The organism is Pseudomonas sp. AK-TSAG1-1, from assembly GCF_056821665.1.
In genome coordinates, this window is record NZ_CM165965.1 from 4,556,501 (window position 1) to 4,574,033 (window position 17,533).

14 protein-coding genes and 1 pseudogene are annotated in these 17,533 nt (G+C 61.7%); 4 read left to right on the plus strand and 11 right to left on the minus strand.

Going from position 1 to position 17,533, the window contains the following annotated elements:
* Nucleotides 1–605: 605 nt before the first annotated feature.
* From AC1UK9_RS20535 to AC1UK9_RS20550, 4 genes and pseudogenes are all read right to left on the minus strand, one after another.
* Entirely contained in the window at nucleotides 606–1,487 is an 882-nt protein-coding gene (locus AC1UK9_RS20535) for a methyl-accepting chemotaxis protein (RefSeq protein WP_482580506.1), read from the minus strand.
* Nucleotides 1,467–2,573, minus strand: a pseudogene (locus AC1UK9_RS20540) (HAMP domain-containing protein); the annotation flags it as partial. The gene AC1UK9_RS20535 and the pseudogene AC1UK9_RS20540, both read right to left, overlap by 21 nt.
* Before the next feature lie 108 nt (nucleotides 2,574–2,681).
* On the minus strand, nucleotides 2,682–4,052 hold the full coding sequence (locus tag AC1UK9_RS20545) for an aminotransferase-like domain-containing protein (RefSeq protein ID WP_482578386.1): 1,371 nt from the start codon (nucleotides 4,050–4,052) through the stop codon (nucleotides 2,682–2,684).
* Between the two features lie 192 nt (nucleotides 4,053–4,244).
* Nucleotides 4,245–5,006: an SDR family oxidoreductase gene (locus tag AC1UK9_RS20550; RefSeq protein ID WP_482578387.1), complete on the minus strand. Its 762-nt coding sequence runs from the start codon at nucleotides 5,004–5,006 to the stop codon at nucleotides 4,245–4,247.
* Between the two features lie 238 nt (nucleotides 5,007–5,244).
* On the opposite strand from AC1UK9_RS20550, the gene AC1UK9_RS20555 reads away from it, so the two are divergent.
* Nucleotides 5,245–6,249, plus strand: coding sequence for an NADP-dependent oxidoreductase (locus AC1UK9_RS20555; protein ID WP_482578388.1), 1,005 nt, complete (start codon nucleotides 5,245–5,247; stop codon nucleotides 6,247–6,249).
* 126 nt (nucleotides 6,250–6,375) lie between these two features.
* Here AC1UK9_RS20555 and pyrF read toward each other — a convergent pair whose 3' ends face one another.
* Nucleotides 6,376–7,074, minus strand: coding sequence for an orotidine-5'-phosphate decarboxylase (gene pyrF, locus AC1UK9_RS20560; protein WP_007968913.1), 699 nt, complete (start codon nucleotides 7,072–7,074; stop codon nucleotides 6,376–6,378).
* A gap of 296 nt (nucleotides 7,075–7,370) precedes the next feature.
* On the opposite strand from pyrF, the gene AC1UK9_RS20565 reads away from it, so the two are divergent.
* The 3 genes from AC1UK9_RS20565 (at nucleotide 7,371) to xopAW (ending at nucleotide 10,254) form a co-directional block, all read left to right on the plus strand.
* On the plus strand, nucleotides 7,371–8,120 hold the full coding sequence (locus tag AC1UK9_RS20565) for a response regulator (RefSeq protein ID WP_025112978.1): 750 nt from the start codon (nucleotides 7,371–7,373) through the stop codon (nucleotides 8,118–8,120).
* Nucleotides 8,120–9,169 carry a sensor histidine kinase gene (locus AC1UK9_RS20570; protein ID WP_482578389.1) on the plus strand — a complete coding sequence of 350 codons (1,050 nt, stop codon included), beginning with the start codon at nucleotides 8,120–8,122 and terminating at the stop codon, nucleotides 9,167–9,169. Before AC1UK9_RS20565 ends, AC1UK9_RS20570 begins: the two co-directional genes overlap by 1 nt.
* A 233-nt stretch (nucleotides 9,170–9,402) precedes the next feature.
* On the plus strand, nucleotides 9,403–10,254 hold the full coding sequence (xopAW, locus tag AC1UK9_RS20575; RefSeq protein WP_482578390.1) for a XopAW family type III secretion system calcium-binding effector: 852 nt from the start codon (nucleotides 9,403–9,405) through the stop codon (nucleotides 10,252–10,254).
* A 1,244-nt stretch (nucleotides 10,255–11,498) separates the two neighbouring features.
* Here xopAW and AC1UK9_RS20580 read toward each other — a convergent pair.
* From AC1UK9_RS20580 to AC1UK9_RS20605, 6 genes are all read right to left on the minus strand, one after another.
* The gene (locus tag AC1UK9_RS20580; RefSeq protein WP_025112975.1) at nucleotides 11,499–12,539 is read right to left on the minus strand and encodes an AI-2E family transporter; all 1,041 of its coding nucleotides are present in this window, start codon (nucleotides 12,537–12,539) and stop codon (nucleotides 11,499–11,501) included.
* A gap of 69 nt (nucleotides 12,540–12,608) precedes the next feature.
* Complete coding sequence (locus AC1UK9_RS20585; protein WP_025112974.1) at nucleotides 12,609–13,415, minus strand: DUF4892 domain-containing protein; 807 nt, start codon at nucleotides 13,413–13,415, stop codon at nucleotides 12,609–12,611.
* A 115-nt stretch (nucleotides 13,416–13,530) separates the two neighbouring features.
* Nucleotides 13,531–14,385, minus strand: coding sequence for an alpha/beta hydrolase (locus AC1UK9_RS20590; RefSeq protein WP_025112973.1), 855 nt, complete (start codon nucleotides 14,383–14,385; stop codon nucleotides 13,531–13,533).
* A complete protein-coding gene (locus AC1UK9_RS20595) occupies nucleotides 14,382–15,188 on the minus strand; it encodes an alpha/beta fold hydrolase (RefSeq protein WP_025112972.1) in 807 nt (268 codons plus the stop codon). The genes AC1UK9_RS20590 and AC1UK9_RS20595 overlap by 4 nt, the downstream gene beginning before the upstream one ends.
* Before the next feature lie 119 nt (nucleotides 15,189–15,307).
* Nucleotides 15,308–15,751: a hotdog fold thioesterase gene (locus AC1UK9_RS20600; RefSeq protein ID WP_025112971.1), complete on the minus strand. Its 444-nt coding sequence runs from the start codon at nucleotides 15,749–15,751 to the stop codon at nucleotides 15,308–15,310.
* 31 nt (nucleotides 15,752–15,782) lie between these two features.
* On the minus strand, nucleotides 15,783–17,438 hold the full coding sequence (locus AC1UK9_RS20605) for an AMP-binding protein (protein WP_482578391.1): 1,656 nt from the start codon (nucleotides 17,436–17,438) through the stop codon (nucleotides 15,783–15,785).
* Nucleotides 17,439–17,533 lie beyond the last annotated feature (95 nt).

A 17,533-nucleotide genomic window follows, 5' to 3' on the forward strand; every position in this document is an offset into this window, starting at 1 on the left:
TGGATCGGGTGTGGTCGGTTAGATTCTGGTCGGCTCGTAGGCCGCCATCGCGAGCAGGCTCACTCCTACAGTGGGGCTCGTTTTTAGCCTGTCAGATATAGGTCGGCTGTCAGGCCGCCTTCGTGAGCAGGCTCACTCCCACAATTGGATCGGGTGTAGTCGGTTAGATTCTGGTCGGCTCGTAGGCCGCCATCGCGAGCAGGCTCGCTCCTACAGAAAGAAAAAGCACACCGCATCCGCTTCTCACCACTCAACAGGATGAGCGTTAGCTCGGCTGCAGCTCTTGATCTGCTGGCCCCTTCGGCAGGCTGAGTGGAGGGATTCATCCGGGGGTGGGCGCGTAGCGCCGTTTGGCGAAGCCAAACACATCGAGAGGAGGTGCAGCGAAGCAAACCGTAGGCGATGCCCCCGGATGGATCCCGGAGCGAAGGAACCCGAGCCTAAGCGAGGGCCGAACGCCGGGGCTGAGCCTTTTGGTTACTTTTTGGCGTCTGAAAAAGTGACTCGCCGTAAGGGCGAAACCGCCATCAGCAACACCCCAAGCAACGGATATTCACCCCAAACCCAACAACCTGGTCGGCCCACAGGCCGCCAAGGCTCAAGGCTCAAAGCCGAAAGTGCCCAACCATTCCTTTAAGCTCACTCCCCAACCGCGCCAGCTCAATACTCGAAACCGTATTCCCCCGCATCGCGATCGAAGACTGATCCGCACTCGCACGAATACTCGTCACACTGCGATTAATCTCCTCAGCCACCGAACTCTGCTCCTCGGCCGCCGCCGCAATCTGCTGGTTCATCTGCTGAATCAACGACACCGCCACCGCAATACTCCCCAACGCACTCTCCGTCTGCAGCGCATCACTGACAGCAAGCTTCACCAGTTCACCACTGCTCTGAATCTGCTGCACCGACGAATGCGCCGCCGCCCGCAACGCACTGACCAACCGCTCGATTTCCTCGGTCGATTGCTGGGTACGCCGCGCCAACGCGCGAACCTCATCGGCCACCACCGCAAACCCCCTACCCTGCTCCCCGGCCCGCGCAGCCTCGATCGCCGCGTTGAGCGCCAGCAGATTGGTCTGCTCGGCAACGCTCTTGATCACCTCAAGCACCGTGCCGATATTCTGAATCTCGGCACTGAGGCTTTCGATACTGGAACTCGCCGAAGTCGCCGAATCCGCCAACTGCTCGATCCGCGCCATGCTCTGGCGCACCACCTGCTGTCCGCTCTCGACCTTGCCATCCGCGGTTTGTGCGGCCAGCGCGGCCTCTTCGGCATTACGTGCCACGTCGTGCACAGTGGCCGTCATCTGGTTCATGGCCGTGGCCACTTGCTCGGTTTCTTCCTTCTGGCTGCTGACTTCCAGATTGGTCTGCTCGGTCACCGCCGACAGCGATTGCGCAGAACTGGCAAGTTGTTCGATTCCTGCCTGCAAACCGCTGACGATCGTGCTCAGCCCGGAACCCATCTGCTGCATCGCCAGCATCAGCTGGCCGATTTCATCCTGGCGGGTGACTTCAACCCGCGCACTCAAATCTCCGGCGGCAATCTGCTGCGCCACCCGCATCACACTGCGCAGCGGCGCGACGATCAACCGGGTGATGACCCACGCGGCGATCAGCCCGACCAGCAATGCCAGCGCCGAAGAACCAATGATCAATACCGAGTTTTTCTTCAATTCCGCCTGCATCGCGCCGTCCTCGGCGACATACGCCTGATCGACGCGCTCCATCACCTGCGCCGCACGTTGGTGCAACTGTTCGTAGACGGTTTTTTCCTGGGCCAGCAGCCCGGTGTACTCGGCCAGTTTGTCGTTGAACCCGGCGATGTGCCCGGAGACTTCATTGAGGACCGTCAGATAGCCCTCATCCTTGACCGTGGTCTTCAACTGCTCGGCCTGAGCCTGGGCCTGAGCCGCCTGTTCAATGTTGCCCTTGCCGGCACTGTCGGCATCGCCCTTGCGGCTCTGGTCCAGACGCACCCGCGCCTCGTTCATCGCCTGCAGCATCAACCGCGACACCTGACTGACCTGACCGGCCTGCTCGATGAACTGCGCACCATCCTTGCCTTCGGTGTCCTTCAAGGTATACGCGCCATCATCGGCCAGTCCGGCTTGCAGCACATCCAGGTTGTTGGCCACGCTGGACACCGACCAACTGGCCATTTCCAGCGCCAGATCCTTGGCCTGGGTCAGCGAAACGAACTCGTCGAATGCCTTGCGATAGGCACCCAGTGACTGCTCGACATCGCCCATCACCACCACATTCGCCGGTGACTGCGCCTTGAGTTGCCCGGCCTGGGCCAGCAAGCCGTCCACGCCCTCGTGCAAGGCATCGACGGTTTTCGGGTTGCTGTGCAGCGCGTAGTCCTGCTCCAGCAGCCGTACCTTGAGCAAGGCGCTGTTAAGCGCCGACATCTGTTTCAGCCCGTCGAAACGCTGACTGATGGTCTGCAGGGACCAGACCCCGATGGCAGCCACCAACGCGGTCAATAGCAGCACCAGTACAAATCCGACACCCAGTTTTTTCGCCATACCGAGGTTGGCAAAACGTCCTTGCACGGCCGAAATCATTGCGCGTAGTCCCCTGCCAAAGTCTGTTGACGAAGATTCGCAACGGCCTTGGACCAGCACAAGTCTCTGGCGTCGGAATAATGGCAAAAAGCTACGCACGCGTCGTTTTCAGAACGCTTGAGGTCGATTCGCGCGAGTACTGTGAAAAAACCGCCGCGCCCGCGGATCGCAGGCATAGGCCACATTGATCCGCTGCCACTCACCCGCTTCGCCATTCGGACTGAAAGCCCCCGCAGAGCAAAGGTGCACGCCACAGCTCTGGGCCTGATGCTGCAATCGGGCCAAATCGCGCAGTGGTGAACGAGCCCAGATGAACAGCCCGCCACAGGGTTTGCCAAACACTTCCCAGTCAGCGTCTTCCAGCGCCTGCAACGCGGCAGCCCGATCGGTGTTGAGCCGCTGACGCTGGCGCTGGACCATTTTTCGATACGCGCCACTGGCCAGAAGGTTGGCCAGCACCGCCTCATTGAAACCTGACGCGCCCCTGCTGCTGATCATCTTGACCCGGGCCAGACGCGCAATCAGTGCAGGCCCGGCGCAGATGAAGCCGACGCGCAACGAACTGCTCAGAGTCTTGGAAAAGCTGCCGACGTAGATCACCCGCTCATCGAGTGCTGCCAAACGAATACCGTTGCCATTGTGCAGGTCGGCGTAGACATCGTCTTCGATCAGTTGAACATCGTTAGCGGTGCACAACTGCAGGATCTGTTGCGCCACGCCCGGTGTCAGGCAGGAACCGGTGGGATTGTGATGGTGACTGTTGATGAACATCGCGGCCGGCCGAAACTGCCGCAACAACGCCTCCAGCGCCTGGGGATCCGGGCCGCTCGGTGTACGGCGCACTTCAAGCAACTGCACACCGTGCAGACGCAGCAGTTCGAACAGCGGCGCATAACCCGGATTCTCCACCACCACACAATCGCCGGCCTTGAGCAGCGTGCGCACCAGCAGATCCAGCGCGTGGCTGGCACCGGCGGTGGTCAGCAGTTGCTCATCAGCGGCGCGGATGTCGAGCAGCCTGAGGCGTTTGCCGATCTGCTCGCGCAGCGCCGGCAGCCCCCGCGGGCTGCTGTAATTGAACAGACTTGCCATGTCGGCACGGGCGACCTGACGGATCGCGTAGCTCAGGTCATCGGACTCACGCCAGCTCTGCGGCAGACCGCCCTCGCCGAGTTGCAATCCACTCTCCACCTGCCCGCCGTCAATGGCCGCCGATCCCCTGCTGCACCCGGCGTTTGGCCGCGCCGCAGCCACCGTAAACCCTGCCCCCTGACGTGCGGACAGCAAGCCTTGCGCGACAAGCCGCTCACAGGCCTCGACCACACACGACTGGCTGAGCAGATTGGAGCGCGCAATTTGCCTGACGGAGGGCAGGCGTGTGCCTGGTGCTACGCCACTTCGCAAGATCCAGTCGGTCATTCCATCAACAATCTGCTGTACGACCGGCACCATTGCCTGTCGGTCAATTCTCAATTCCATGAGCAAGCAAACTCCTGTCCGTTTTGCTGGCGGCAGTAAATCACAGCCACGCCGTACAGACTGTGCGACAACGCCGTCAAAAGCTGCCGTTCTAATCCTTTGATACACATTGTTTAGCGGATTCACGGAACTGACAGCCCGCCATGAAAAAACCCGCACGAAGGCGGGTTTCTCATGCCATGCGATAGGGCGTCAGAAAGCGGTGACGCCGCCATCCACGGCCAGCGAGTGACCGGTAGTGAACGCCGCGCCATCGCTGCACAGATACAGCACCGCGCTGGCAATTTCTTCGACCTTGCCGATACGCCCCACCGGGTGCATCGCGTTGGCAAACTCGGCTTTTTTCGGGTCAGCTTCGTACGCGCGGCAGAACATGTCGGTGTCGATCACCGCCGGGCACACGGCGTTGACACGAATTTTCTTCTTCGCGTATTCGATCGCCGCCGATTTGGTCAGGCCGATCACCGCGTGCTTGGACGCCGCATAGATGCTCATCTTCGGCGCCGCCCCAAGCCCCGCCACCGAGGCGGTGTTGACGATTGCCCCGCCGCCCTGGGCGAGCAGCAACGGCAGCTGGTATTTCATGCACAGCCAGACGCCTTTGACGTTGACGCCCATGATCGCGTCAAACTCATCCATCGAGCCGTCGGCCAGCTTGCCTTGCTCGATTTCGATCCCGGCATTGTTGAAGGCGTAATCGAGACGACCGTAGGTATTGATCACCTCGTCCATCAGATTCTTCACTTCGCTTTCAACGGTAACGTTGCAGCACACGAAGGTCGCTTCGCCACCGGCTGTACGAATCAGCGCCACCGTACCTTCGCCCCCCGCCGCGTCCAGATCGGCCACCACCACTTTCAGGCCTTCGGCGGCGAACGCCTGGGCGGTCGCACGGCCAATGCCGTTGGCCGCGCCAGTGACTACGGCAACCTGACCGGAAAACGTCATGCTCATTGTTATGTCCTCGAAGGAGAGATGCAGGAGGGATTTGCAGAGTCGCAGCATAGCCACCGGGGCCCGCCCCGCGTCAGCACTATCAGAAGGCTGTTTATGCCTTCATCCGTCACAGTGATAAAACCCGCTGGGGGACTATCACTGCACTGGATCATTGCGCATTCGCCGCATCAGCCAACCTTGCAGCATTGGCTTCGAGGGTCTATCAACAAGGCTTCATTCAGTTCGAGTGCCTGCCATGACCACCCAGACCAATCGCCAGTTCCTGCTCGCCAAACGCCCGGTGGGCGCCGCCACCCGTGAGACCTTCACCTACCAGGAAGTACCGGTCGGCGAACCTGCGACAGGGCAGATCCTGGTCAAGAACGAGTACTTATCTCTCGACCCGGCCATGCGCGGCTGGATGAACGAGGGCAAGTCCTACATCCCGCCGGTAGAAATCGGTGAAGTCATGCGCGCCTTGGGCGTCGGCAAAGTCATCGCCTCGAACAACCCGGGTTTTGCCGTCGGCGACTACGTTAACGGCGCCTTGGGTGTGCAGGATTATTTCATCGGTGAGCCCCGAGGTTTCTACAAGGTCGATCCGAAACTGGCGCCGCTGCCGGTGTACCTGTCCGCGCTGGGCATGACCGGCATGACGGCTTACTTCGCCTTGCTCGACGTGGGCGCGCCGAAGGCTGGCGACACCGTGGTTCTTTCAGGAGCTGCCGGTGCGGTGGGCAGCATCGCCGGGCAGATCGCCAAAATCAAAGGCTGCCGGGTCGTCGGTATCGCCGGCGGTGCCGACAAGTGCAAATACCTGATCGATGAATTGGGCTTCGACGGCGCCATCGACTACAAGCACGAAGACGTGCTGGCCGGCCTCAAGCGGGAGTGCCCGAAAGGTGTCGACGTGTACTTCGACAACGTCGGCGGCGACATCCTCGACGCGGTACTCAGCCGCCTGGCGCCGAAAGCCCGGGTGGTGATCTGCGGCGCCATCAGCCAGTACAACAACAAGGAGGCGGTCAAAGGCCCGGCCAACTACCTGTCACTGCTGGTCAACCGTGCACGCATGGAAGGTTTTGTGGTGATGGACTACGCCGCCCAGTACGCCAGTGCGGCGCAGGAAATGGCCGGCTGGATGGCCAAGGGACAGCTCAAGAGCAAGGAAGACATCGTCGAAGGCCTGGAGACCTTTCCGGAGACGCTGATGAAATTGTTCAGCGGGGAGAATTTCGGCAAGTTGGTGCTGAAAATCTAAAACCACTCAGAAACCAATGTGGGAGCGAGCCTGCTCGCGAAAGCGGTGGATCAGTCGGCAATGATTTCGACTGACACGCCCTATTCGCGAGCAGGCTCGCTCCCACATTTGAATCTTCAGTGTTACTTAGGCGATTTCGGCTACAACCGACGCCAGGGCCTTGGCCGGATCCGCCGCCTGGCTGATCGGACGGCCGATCACCAGATAATCGGAACCGGCATCCAGCGCCTGACGCGGGGTCAGGATACGGCGTTGATCGTCCTGCGCACTGCCCGCCGGGCGAATCCCCGGGGTCACCAGTTGCAGCGACGGGTGCGCCGACTTCAGTGCGGTGGCTTCCAGCGCCGAGCACACCAGACCGTCCATCCCGGCCTTCTCGGCCAGCGCAGCCAGACGCAGTACCTGCTCCTGCGGCTCGATGTCCAGACCGATACCGGCCAGGTCCTCGCGCTCCATGCTGGTCAGCACGGTCACACCGATCAGCAACGGCTGCGGGCCGCTGCGCTTGGAAAGCTCTTCACGGCAGGCGGCCATCATGCGCAGGCCACCGGAGCAATGCACGTTGACCATCCACACACCCATCTCGGCAGCGGCTTTCACGGCCATCGCGGTGGTGTTGGGAATGTCATGGAATTTCAGGTCGAGGAACACCTCGAAGCCTTTGTCACGCAGGGTGCCGACGATTTCCGCGGCGCAACTGGTGAACAGTTCCTTGCCCACTTTCACCCGGCACAGTTTCGGGTCCAACTGGTCGGCCAGCTTCAGTGCGGCGTCACGGGTGGGAAAATCCAGGGCGACGATGATAGGAGTCTGGCAGGCGGACATGGATGGGCTCTCAGGCAAGTCGAAATCGGCGCGCATTGTAGCGGAAGCGACGGCGGCGCGGCACCCGATGATCGGTAAAATCGTCGCCGCAAACGTGATCAGCATAGCGCTCGCTGCTATTGTGTCGAACCCGATACACAACCGACACGCCGCCAACAAGCGCCCACGCTAGCCTCGCCAGCCGCAACACGTCCTTACATCAGCACTTCCCGCCTCACGGCAGGACGCCTATGCTGAAACCACCACCTCGCAGCCCATCTTTGTGGTTGGCGGCCTACTGGCAGATGAACAGCCTCATGCACAACACCCAAACGACCGTGACTGATGAGCATAAAGATGACAAGCGCTGGAGCATCCGCGCGCTGATCGTCGACGATGACGTGCCGATCCGCGAGCTGATGATCGACTATCTGGCCCGCTTCAACATCCACGCCAGCGGCGTCACCGACGGCGCGGCCATGCGTCAGGCGCTGCAGGCCGAGCATTTCGACGTGGTGGTCCTCGACCTGATGCTGCCCGGTGAAGACGGCCTGTCCCTGTGCCGCTGGCTGCGCGCCGAATCGGACATCCCGATCCTGATGCTCACCGCCCGCTGCGAACCGACCGACCGCATCATCGGCCTCGAACTGGGCGCCGACGACTACATGGCCAAACCGTTCGAGCCACGGGAACTGGTGGCGCGGATCCAGACCATTCTGCGCCGGGTGCGCGATGACCGCACCGAACAGCGCGCCAACATTCGCTTCGACAACTGGCGCCTGAACAGTGTCCTGCGCCAATTGATTGCCGACGATGGCCTGGTGGTGCCGTTGTCCAACGCCGAATTCCGCCTGCTCTGGGTCTTCATCGAACGCCCGCGCCGGGTGCTCAGCCGCGAACAACTGCTGGACGCCGCACGCGGCCGTTCTATCGAAGCCTTCGACCGCAGCATCGACTTGCTGGTGTCGCGCCTGCGACAAAAACTCGGTGACGACCCGAAAGCCCCGCAGTTGATCAAAACCGTGCGTGGCGAAGGTTACCTGTTCGACGCCCGAGACATCGGCTGATGCGAGCGCGCTTCGACACGCTGTTCGGCCGCCTGTTTGGCATGCTGTTCGTGGCGATCGTCCTGGCGCACTTGCTGGCCTTTGCCTGGTTTCACCACTACGGCCCGCCTCCACCGCCGCCCCCGCCGGAGTTTGCCGAGGGCATCGACGGCCAACGGCCACCGCCGGATCCTCGCTTTGCCCATCGTCCGCCACGGCCCTGGTTCGGCGGACCGCTGGTGCCGCTGACCTTCCAGTTCATCTCGCTGATGATCGCCGCCTGGTACGGCGCCAAACTGCTCAGCCGGCCGATCCAGCGCCTGAGCGACGCGGCAGAACGCCTGAGCGAAAACCTCGACAGCCCGCCACTGGACGAATCCGGCCCGCGTGAAGCGCGGCAGGCAGCGCACACTTTCAACCTGATGCAACAACGCATTCGCGAGCAGGTACAGCAACGGGCGCGCATGCTTGGCGCCGTCTCCCACGACCTGCGCACCCCGCTGTCGCGATTGAAACTGCGGCTGGAACAGATCGACGACGACAAACTGCAAGGCCAGATGCGCCAAGACCTCAACGACATGATCGACATGCTCGACGCCACCCTCACCTACCTGCACGAACAGCGCACCAGCGAAGTCCTGCAGTTGATGGACGTGCAGGCGCTGGTCGAATCGTTGTGCGAGAACGCTCAGGATCAAGGCGCGGACGTCCAGGTCAGCGGCCATTGCGCGCCGTTGCAGGTACAGCCTATGGCGCTGCGCTCCTGCATCAACAACCTGATGGACAACGCCCTGCGCTATGCCGGACAGGCGCGCATCGAACTGCAGGATCAACGCGAGCAACTGCTGATCCGTGTAATCGACCACGGCCCTGGCATTGCCGAAGACAAACGCGAGGCGGTGTTCGAACCGTTCTATCGCCTGGAAGGCTCACGCAACCGCAACTCCGGTGGCGTCGGCCTGGGCATGACCATCGCCCGCGAGGCGGCACAGCGGCTGGGCGGATACCTGAACCTGGAAGAAACACCCGGCGGCGGCCTGACCGCCGTCATCCGCCTGCCCCGCACCTGAGAAATAGACAATTCCCTGTGGGAGCGAGCCTGCTCGCGAAGGCGTCGGCTGATCCAACCTCTCTTTTGAATGTACCGGCCTCTTCGCGAGCAGGCTCGCTCCCACAGGTTTCGGTGGTGTTCATTCCATCGTGTGTACCCACCGGTACAAAGCCAAAATACCCAGGACAACTTGCCCCGTGAGTCTGCACAAGCCGGTACGCCCACCGGTTTTACAGTCCAAGGAGTGAGCCCATGATCGGTAGCGCCAGCAACTACACGAGCTATACCAGCACCAGCAGCACCTCAACCCAGAACGCCCGCAGCCAGCAACTGCAAAAGGAACTGTTCGCCAAACTCGACAGCAACGGCGACGGCGCGGTGGATCAGGACGAACTGAAAAGCGCCCTGTCGCAAAAGTCCGATGATGGCCTGCTGGTCAACCTGAGCAAGCAATTCGGTGACCTGGACAGCGACGACAGCGGCAGCCTCAGCGCCGAAGAAATGACTGCCATGGCGCCCCCACCGCCACCGCCGCAGGACCAGGCCCCGAACACCGACCTGGCCGACGCCCTGATCAGCGCCCTCGACGCCAATGGTGACGGCGCCATCAGCAGCGACGAACTCAGCAACGGCCTGACCAGCGCCGGCAGCAGCGCCGACAGCAACCAAATCTTCTCGGCCCTGGACAAGAACAAGGACGGCACCGTCAGCCAGGACGAACTCACCGCCAGCCTGACTCCACCGCCACCACCGCCGCAAACCTCCAGTGATGAACTGTTCAGCCAACTGGATGCCGACGGCGACGGCAGCATCAGCGCCACCGAACTGAGCAGCGCGCTACAGACCAGCGACAACACCTCAACGAACAGCACCGACACCAGCGCTGCACTGCTCAAAGTGCTGGACAGCGACAGCAGCGGCGGCGTGAGCAGCGACGAACTGAAAGCGGCGTTGCAAGCCGGACGGGAACGCCCACCTGAGGAAAAGACCGCCAGTACTCAGAGCACCACCGAGGCGCTGAACCGGATGATCGCCAACTTGAGCAAACAGTACTCACTCGACAATGCCGCGCCGGTGGGCAAATACCTGAATGTGGCGACTTGAGTTGATGTGGTGAAGGGTGATCGTTTCCATGGGGTGGTGTGGGAACGGTCATTTGAATGCATTCGCGAGAGAGTGGTTGGCTGAGAGGGCCTCTTCGCCAGCAGGCTGGCTCCTACAGTTGGATTTTTGGGGAGGCAGTTGGGATTGGTCGGCTGTTAGGCCGCCTTCGCGAGCAAGCCCGCTCCCACAGTTGGATTTTGGGGATTCAGTTGGAGGGTGGTCGGCTCGTAGGCCGCCATCGCGAGCAGGCTCGCTCCTACAGTTGGATTTGTGGGGAGGCAGTTGGGATTGGTCGGCTGTTAGGCCGTCTTCGCGAGCAGGCCCGCTCCCACAGTTGGATTTTGGGGATTCAGTTGGAGTGTGGTCGGCTCGTAGGCCACCATCGCGAGCAGGCTCGCTCCTACAGTTTGATTTGGGGGGAGGCAGTTGGGGATTGGTCGGCTGTTAGGCCATCTTCGCGAGCAAGCCCGCTCCCACAGTTGGATTTTGGGGATTCAGTTGGAGGGTGGTCGGCTCGTAGGCCGCCATCGCGAGCAGGCTCGCTCCTACAGTTTGATTTGTGGGGAGGCAGTTGGGATTGGTCGCTGTTAGGCCATCTTCGCGAGCAAGCCCGCTCCCACAGTTGGATTTTGGGGATTCAGTTGGAGGGTGGTCGGCTCGTAGGCCGCCATCGCGAGCAGGCTCGCTCCTACAGTTGGATTTGTGGGGAGGCAGTTGGGATTGGTCGGCTGTTAGGCCGTCTTCGCGAGCAGGCCCGCTCCCACAGTTGGATTTTGGAGATTCAGTTGGAGGGTGGTCGGCTCGTAGGCCGCCATCGCGAGCAGGCTCGCTCCTACAGGAAAGCAAAGCGGTGACGCCGCCGTGCGCTTCACCACTCAAATGGCCGAGTGTCAGCTCGCCGAAAGCTCTTGATCCACCGGCCCCGTCGGCAGGCTGAGTGGAGGGGTTTATCCGGGGGTGGGAGCGCAGCGACCGTTCGACGTAGTCGAACACATCGAGAGGAGGTGCAGCGAAGCAAACCGGAGGCGATGCCCCCGGATGAATCCCGTAACGAAGGAACCCGAGCCACGGCGAGGGCCGAACGCCGGGGCAAGCCCTTTTGGTTCCTTTTGAGGCGCTTGTCAAAAGGGACTCGCCGTAAGGGCGAAACCATAAGTAGCCATTACCGCAGCAACGGATATGCCCACAAAACCCAAGAACCTGGTCGGCCCAAAGGCCGCCAAGTCAAAGCATCCCAGCCAAACCTAAACCCGAGCCTGACTCTTGCTCCAATCCGTCAACAAACTATAAGCCACCGCCAACAAAGTAGGCCCAATAAACAACCCGATAAACCCAAAGGCAATCAACCCCCCAAACACCCCAAGCAACACAATCACCAACGGCAGATTCCCGCCACGGCTGATCAGATAAGGCTTCAACACGTTATCCACGCCACTGATGATGAACGTCCCCCAGATCCCGAGAAACACCGCCATCCCATACTCACCCTTCCACGCCAGCCAGGCCGTGGCCGGAATCCACACCAACGGCGGCCCCATCGGAATCAGACTGAGCAGGAACGTCACGATCCCCAGCACCAGCGCCCCCGGCACCCCGGCAATCAGAAACCCGATCAACGCCAGAATCGCCTGCGCCGCCGCCGTACCGATCACCCCGTTGACCACCCGTTGCACGGTGCCGGCCACCAGCTCGATGTAATACCCGGCCCGCTCACCGATCAGCCGTTCCAGCAGACTGTGCACAAACGCCGCCAGCCGCGGCCCGTCACGGTAGAAAAAGAACACGAAAACAATACTCAGGGTCAGCTCGAGAATCCCGCCGCCAATCTGCGCACTGCGCGCCAGCAGCCAGTTACCGACCTGCCCCAGATACGGCTTGATCGACACCATCAACGCCGCGCCTTGCTGATCGATGCTGTTCCAGACCCCGACCAGCCGTTCACCCACCAGCGGCACGGTGCCGAGCCAGACCGGCGCCTCCGGCAGACCGTCGACCTGCACATCCTTGATGAACGCCGTGGCATCACGCACGTGATCCGCCAGGTTGAACCCCAGCCACACCAGCGGCGCCGCCACCAGCAACATCCAGCCCAGGGTCAAGATAGCTGCAGCGAGTGACTCGCGGCCATTCAGCCAACGGGTCAGCAGGCGCATCAGCGGCCAACTGGCGAACGCCAGCACCGCGCCCCAGAACAGCGCCGACCAGAACGGCGCCATCACCCAGAAACTGGCACCAAACAGCACCAGCAGGAGGATTTGCACCAACAGCCGATCGTTATTGAGCATGTAGAGTCTCGAAAAAGTCAGTCAGCCAAAGAGTAGGCGAACACGCCACGCGTGCTCGCCCGATACAGCTTATCGCAACAGATCGATGCGCAGGCCCGCGCTGTCGGCACTCCCCGCCTCCATCCGTGCCGCACGCACACCCTGACTGATCAGCGCCTGACGCCAGGCCTCGGCCTTCGGCCCGGAAATCGTCACGCGCTGAGTGGTGTCGAGGTTCAAACCACGGGAAATCAGGCGCAGCCAGGTGTCATCCGGGTCGCCCACCAGTTTGGGCAGGTTCAGCTCGCCCGTGCTCTTGAGCTGGCGCAACAGCGTGGCCGAGGTCGGCAGCAACTCGCCCAGTGGCGCGCTCGCCTCGAACTGCTCGACATGCAGGTAGGCTTTGCGATTGCCGCGGGTGATGCTGTATAGCGCCACCAGGGTGTTGTCCTTCGGGGCTGCCAGGCGCAACAGCAGATAAGCCTGTTGCTCGTCCGCGCCGTACAGTTTGGAATTGCCGAACACCTCGTTGGCCCACAGGCTGCTTTCGCCGCAGTCGCGGGCCTGACACCAGAACAGCAACTCGGCGCCCTGCTTTTGCAGGGCTTCGCGGGCAGCGGTGAAGGCTTCGGTGGCAGCGTGTTCCGGTGGCAACTCGTAGGTCACCGAAGTGGTCTGGCCGCGTGCGGTGACCTGGCCGTCGAAGCGCAACTGGCCGCTGATCTTGCGGATCGACCCCAGCGGGTAGATCCGCTCGAGTTCCACAGGAGGGCGATAGTCGACGATCTGCGCATCGGCCAGACGCGGCACGATCTGCAGATCCTGGCTGCCAGGCACATCGGCAGCGAATAGAAAGGGACTGAAACAGCACAGCGCCAACAGACTGAGTGACCGCATAGTCAGGCTCATCGGATCGGCATGGCTTGGCGGGTCGGGGTCGCAGCAGTATAGAAATCCATCATGTTTGTCTCCCATTTCAACCCGCCCAGCCTCGACAGTTGCCCGGTGCAAGTCAAGGAATGGCGAAGAAGCGATTGAAACAGTCTGCGACAAGGTCGGCACCGGCCTCATCGTTGAGGTGCAAATGGTGCCCGCCCGCCAGCTGTTCCTGGCTAAAGGGTAGACGTTCCAGCAACTCGGGATGTTTGGCCAACATGCCGTCGGCGGCGACCACCAGTTGTGCCGGGCAGGTGATGCGCTGGACGAAGGCCATGGCCTGTTCCTGCGTCAGGCGCAGCGGCGATGGCAGGGTCAGGCGATTGTCGGTGCGCCAGGTATAACCACCGGGTACCGGCATCAAGCCGCGTTGCGCCAGCAGTTCGGCGGCTTCGCGACTGACCGCCACCAGGCCTTTCATCCGTGCTTCGATCGCGCGGTCGAGGGTGTTGTAGACCGGTTTGCGTTTCTCGCGCAGGTCCAGTTGCGCCTGCAGGGCCATGCCCATGCGCTCGGCCGCGTTTTCGCCTTTGTCCGTAGGCGGAATCACTCCATCAATCAACGCCAGATGGCTGATGCGTTCCGGTAACGAGCCCGCCAGCACCAGCGAAACGATAGCGCCCATCGAGTGCCCGAGCAGGCCGAAGCGCTTCCAGCCCAGTTGTTCGGCGACCTGCAACACGTCATGGGCATAGTCCCACAAGGCATAGCCGGCGCCGTTCGGGCGATGCCCGGAGTGACCGTGCCCGGCCATGTCCAGCGCGATGATGCGCAGGCCTTTGAGCTTGGGCGCCAGCCGCGCAAAGCTGTTGGCATTATCGAGCCAGCCATGCAGGGCAATCACCGGCAGGCCGTCCTCGGGACCGAACAAATGCGCCGCCAGTTCGATATGCGGCAGGCTCAGGCGCACTTCTTCGAAGGACGGGTTCATGCGCAGTCCTTGTCCTGACGACCTTCCCAGCGATTGAACAGATTCTTCAGCAGTCGTGCGGTGTCCTGCGGACGTTCCAGCGGAAACATATGCCCGCCGGGCATGCTCAGTAATTCACCCTGCGGCAGGCGCGAAACGAAACTGCCGTGATGACGCATCACCACGCGACTCTTATGCCCGCGTACCACCGCCAGCGGCACTTTCAGTTGCCGGGTGCGGCCCGGACTGGTGTGCGGCACGCCGCGATAGATGCTGATTTCGGTGGCCGGATCGAAGCGCAGGCGCAACTTGTCGCCGACCTGGTGCAAACCGTGTTGCAGGTAGGCATCGAAGCACTCCGGATCAAAACCGCGGAACAGGGTTTTACCCGCAAAGTAGCTGCGTGCACTGGCGAGGTCGGCAAACTCTTCGCGGCGGCCAAGTGTGCGGCCGGCGGGGGTCAGTTTGTCGATGAAACCGAAGCGCTTGGCGGCGCGGATCACCCATTGGTCGGTGCGGGTCAGCACCGGCGAATCGAGCATCACCACGCCCCGATACAGCTCAGGGCAACGCAGCGCCGCGTGCAGGTGCAACACGCCGCCAAAGGAATGACCGACGCCCCACACCGGTTGATCCTGTTGCTGCAAATGGTGGATCAGTTCGTCAACCAGGTTGTACCAGTTGTCGTCCGCCGGGAAACGCGGGTCATGAGCATGCAGTTCCAGATGCGCGACCCGATACTCGGGCGCCAGCGCCGCGAACAACTTGCCATAGGTGCCCGAGGGAAACCCGTTGGCGTGGGTGAAAAAGATCGGCTGCGACATGCTGGTAAATCCATGAGCGGAAACATGCCGCTGATTGTCCGCAAGAGCGCGCCCCTGAGCAATGACCGTAACTGCCAGGAATGATGACAGTCCGGTCACGGCTATGGATGCATCGGACTTCAACGTGCCGGCGGCTGCTCGCCCAGCGGCACCACCGCCATGGTCAGGCGTGAGACACAGCTGGCCTTGCCTTCATCGCTGGTCAGGCGGATGTCCCAGACATGCGTGGTGCGGCCGATATGAATCGGCCTGGCCACCGCCGTCACTCGCCCACTGCGCAAGCCGCGCAAGTGGTTGGCGTTGATCTCCAGGCCCACGCAATAGAACTTGCTGGCATCGATGCACAGGTAACTGGCCATCGAGCCAACGGTTTCCGCCAGCACCACCGAGGCGCCGCCATGCAGCAGACCGTAAGGCTGGTGAGTGCGATGATCGATAACCATGCTCGCCGTCAGCGATTCTTCGTCGAAAGACTCAAAACGGATATCCAGCACTTCGCCGATGGTGTTTTTCTGGATTGCGTTCAACTGCTCGATGTTCGGAGTGGTGCGCCACAAGGTCATCGCAGGCTTCCTTTGTTGTTTTGATCGTTACTCAATCCTGCCACAGCACCGCCTCGCTGCGCTCGCTCCATTCTGCAAACTGCGCACCGTAGGTGTCTTCGATGACATTGCGCTTGATCTTCAACGTCGGCGTGAGAAAGCCGTTTTCCACCGCCCAGCTGTCCTTGACCACCACCAGTCGCCGCAGCCGCTCATGCTTGTCGAGCACGGCGTTGACCTCCTCCAGCAGTTTCTCCAGGCTCGAATGCAGACTCGCCCGGCCCTCTTCCTGATGGACCGTCGAGAGTACGCACAAGCCCAGCGGCGCACTCAGACCATCGCCCACCACGCAGACCTGCTCGATTCGCGAGTGCACCGCCAGACGGTTCTCAATCGGCGCCGGGGCCACGTATTTGCCTTTGCTGGTCTTGAAGATCTCCTTGAGCCGCCCGGTCAGGCGCAGGCGCCCCTCGGCGTCCTGCTCGCCCTTGTCACCAGTACGCAGGAAGCCGTCCTCGGTGAGGGTTTCGGCGGTTTTCTGCGGCTCCTTGAAATAACCGAGCATGTTCGCCTGACTGCGCACCTGCACCTCGCCGGACTCGTCGATACGCACTTCGACCTCCGGACACGGCCTGCCAATCCAGCCTTGTTTGTACTGGCCCGGCAGGCAGATATGCGAGTAGCCGCAACTCTCGGTCATGCCATAGACCTCCAGCACATCAAGGCCAAGCTTCTGATACCAGGTGAGCAAGGTCTGTGGCACCGGCGCCGCACCGGACAGGGCGACGCGTAATGCGTCGAGCCCCAACCCGGCCAACACCTTGTGCCCTACCCGCTTGCCAATCAACGGCAGGCCCAGCAGGAAATCCAGGCGTTTGGCCGGGATTTTGCCGTACACGCCCATCTGGAACCTGGTCCAGATCCGCGGCACGCCGAACATTGCCGTCGGCCGCGCCCGCTGCAGATCGGTGATAAAGGTGTCGAGGCTTTCAGCAAAAAACACGGTTTGCCCGGTGTAGATCGAGGCCAGCTCGACGAACATCCGTTCGGCGACATGGCACAGCGGCAGGTACGACAGCAGCCGGTCGTTCTCGTTGAGGCCGAACAGCTGCGTGCCACGAGTGGTGGCAAACCCCAGATTGGCAAAACTGTGCATCACGCCCTTGGGCAGCCCGGTGGTACCGGAGGTATAGATGATGGTTGCCAGTTGGTCGGCCGCCGGGCGCGGATCGTCCTGGATCGGCGAGCGCTTCAGCAACTCGTCCCAACTGAAATCGAACGTGCCGGGCGGATGCAGCGGCAGGCTGATGGTTGGCAGCCCCGACGCAATCCCTTTGGACATCCCGGGCCAGTCATCGAGTTTGCCGATGAACGCCAGCACACTCTCCGAATGCGTGAGGACCTGAGCCACGGAGTCTGCTGTGAGGTTGGGATACAGCGGCACCGAGACGTGCCCGGCCATCCAGATCGCCAGATCGGCAATGATCCAGTGCGCGCAGTTTTTCGAGATCAGCGCGATGTGGCTGCCTTGCGGCAATTCCCGGGCGCGCAGCCAGTGCGCGGCGCAACGGGCCTGATGGCCGACATCGGCCCAGGTCAGGGTCTCGACCTGCCCGCCGCCGATGGGCTGCACGAGAAAACGCTGGCGCGGGTGCCGGGCCTCACGTTCGTAAAACACGTCCAGCGGCAAACGGAATGCGGCAGACATGCGACTCGCTCCTGTTTTTAGGTCTGGAGCAAGCGTAGTCAACCAAGCAAGTGCTTGGTTGGAAAATTCAAACAAATAATTTCAACTGACTATGA

What these genes read in the sequence shown, in the direction of transcription:
- AC1UK9_RS20545 (WP_482578386.1), bottom strand. Translation starts at nt 4,052, where the DNA reads ATGGAATTGAGAATTGACCGACAGGCAATGGTGCCGGTCGTACAGCAG.
- xopAW (WP_482578390.1), top strand. Translation starts at nt 9,403, where the DNA reads ATGATCGGTAGCGCCAGCAACTACACGAGCTATACCAGCACCAGCAGC.
- AC1UK9_RS20555 (WP_482578388.1), top strand. Translation starts at nt 5,245, where the DNA reads ATGACCACCCAGACCAATCGCCAGTTCCTGCTCGCCAAACGCCCGGTG.
- AC1UK9_RS20535 (WP_482580506.1), bottom strand. Translation starts at nt 1,487, where the DNA reads ATGCTGGCGATGCAGCAGATGGGTTCCGGGCTGAGCACGATCGTCAGC.
- AC1UK9_RS20590 (WP_025112973.1), bottom strand. Translation starts at nt 14,385, where the DNA reads ATGAACCCGTCCTTCGAAGAAGTGCGCCTGAGCCTGCCGCATATCGAA.
- pyrF (WP_007968913.1), bottom strand. Translation starts at nt 7,074, where the DNA reads ATGTCCGCCTGCCAGACTCCTATCATCGTCGCCCTGGATTTTCCCACC.
- AC1UK9_RS20605 (WP_482578391.1), bottom strand. Translation starts at nt 17,438, where the DNA reads ATGTCTGCCGCATTCCGTTTGCCGCTGGACGTGTTTTACGAACGTGAG.
- AC1UK9_RS20585 (WP_025112974.1), bottom strand. Translation starts at nt 13,415, where the DNA reads ATGCGGTCACTCAGTCTGTTGGCGCTGTGCTGTTTCAGTCCCTTTCTA.
- AC1UK9_RS20595 (WP_025112972.1), bottom strand. Translation starts at nt 15,188, where the DNA reads ATGTCGCAGCCGATCTTTTTCACCCACGCCAACGGGTTTCCCTCGGGC.
- AC1UK9_RS20600 (WP_025112971.1), bottom strand. Translation starts at nt 15,751, where the DNA reads ATGACCTTGTGGCGCACCACTCCGAACATCGAGCAGTTGAACGCAATC.
- AC1UK9_RS20550 (WP_482578387.1), bottom strand. Translation starts at nt 5,006, where the DNA reads ATGAGCATGACGTTTTCCGGTCAGGTTGCCGTAGTCACTGGCGCGGCC.
- AC1UK9_RS20580 (WP_025112975.1), bottom strand. Translation starts at nt 12,539, where the DNA reads ATGCTCAATAACGATCGGCTGTTGGTGCAAATCCTCCTGCTGGTGCTG.
- AC1UK9_RS20570 (WP_482578389.1), top strand. Translation starts at nt 8,120, where the DNA reads ATGCGAGCGCGCTTCGACACGCTGTTCGGCCGCCTGTTTGGCATGCTG.
- AC1UK9_RS20565 (WP_025112978.1), top strand. Translation starts at nt 7,371, where the DNA reads ATGCACAACACCCAAACGACCGTGACTGATGAGCATAAAGATGACAAG.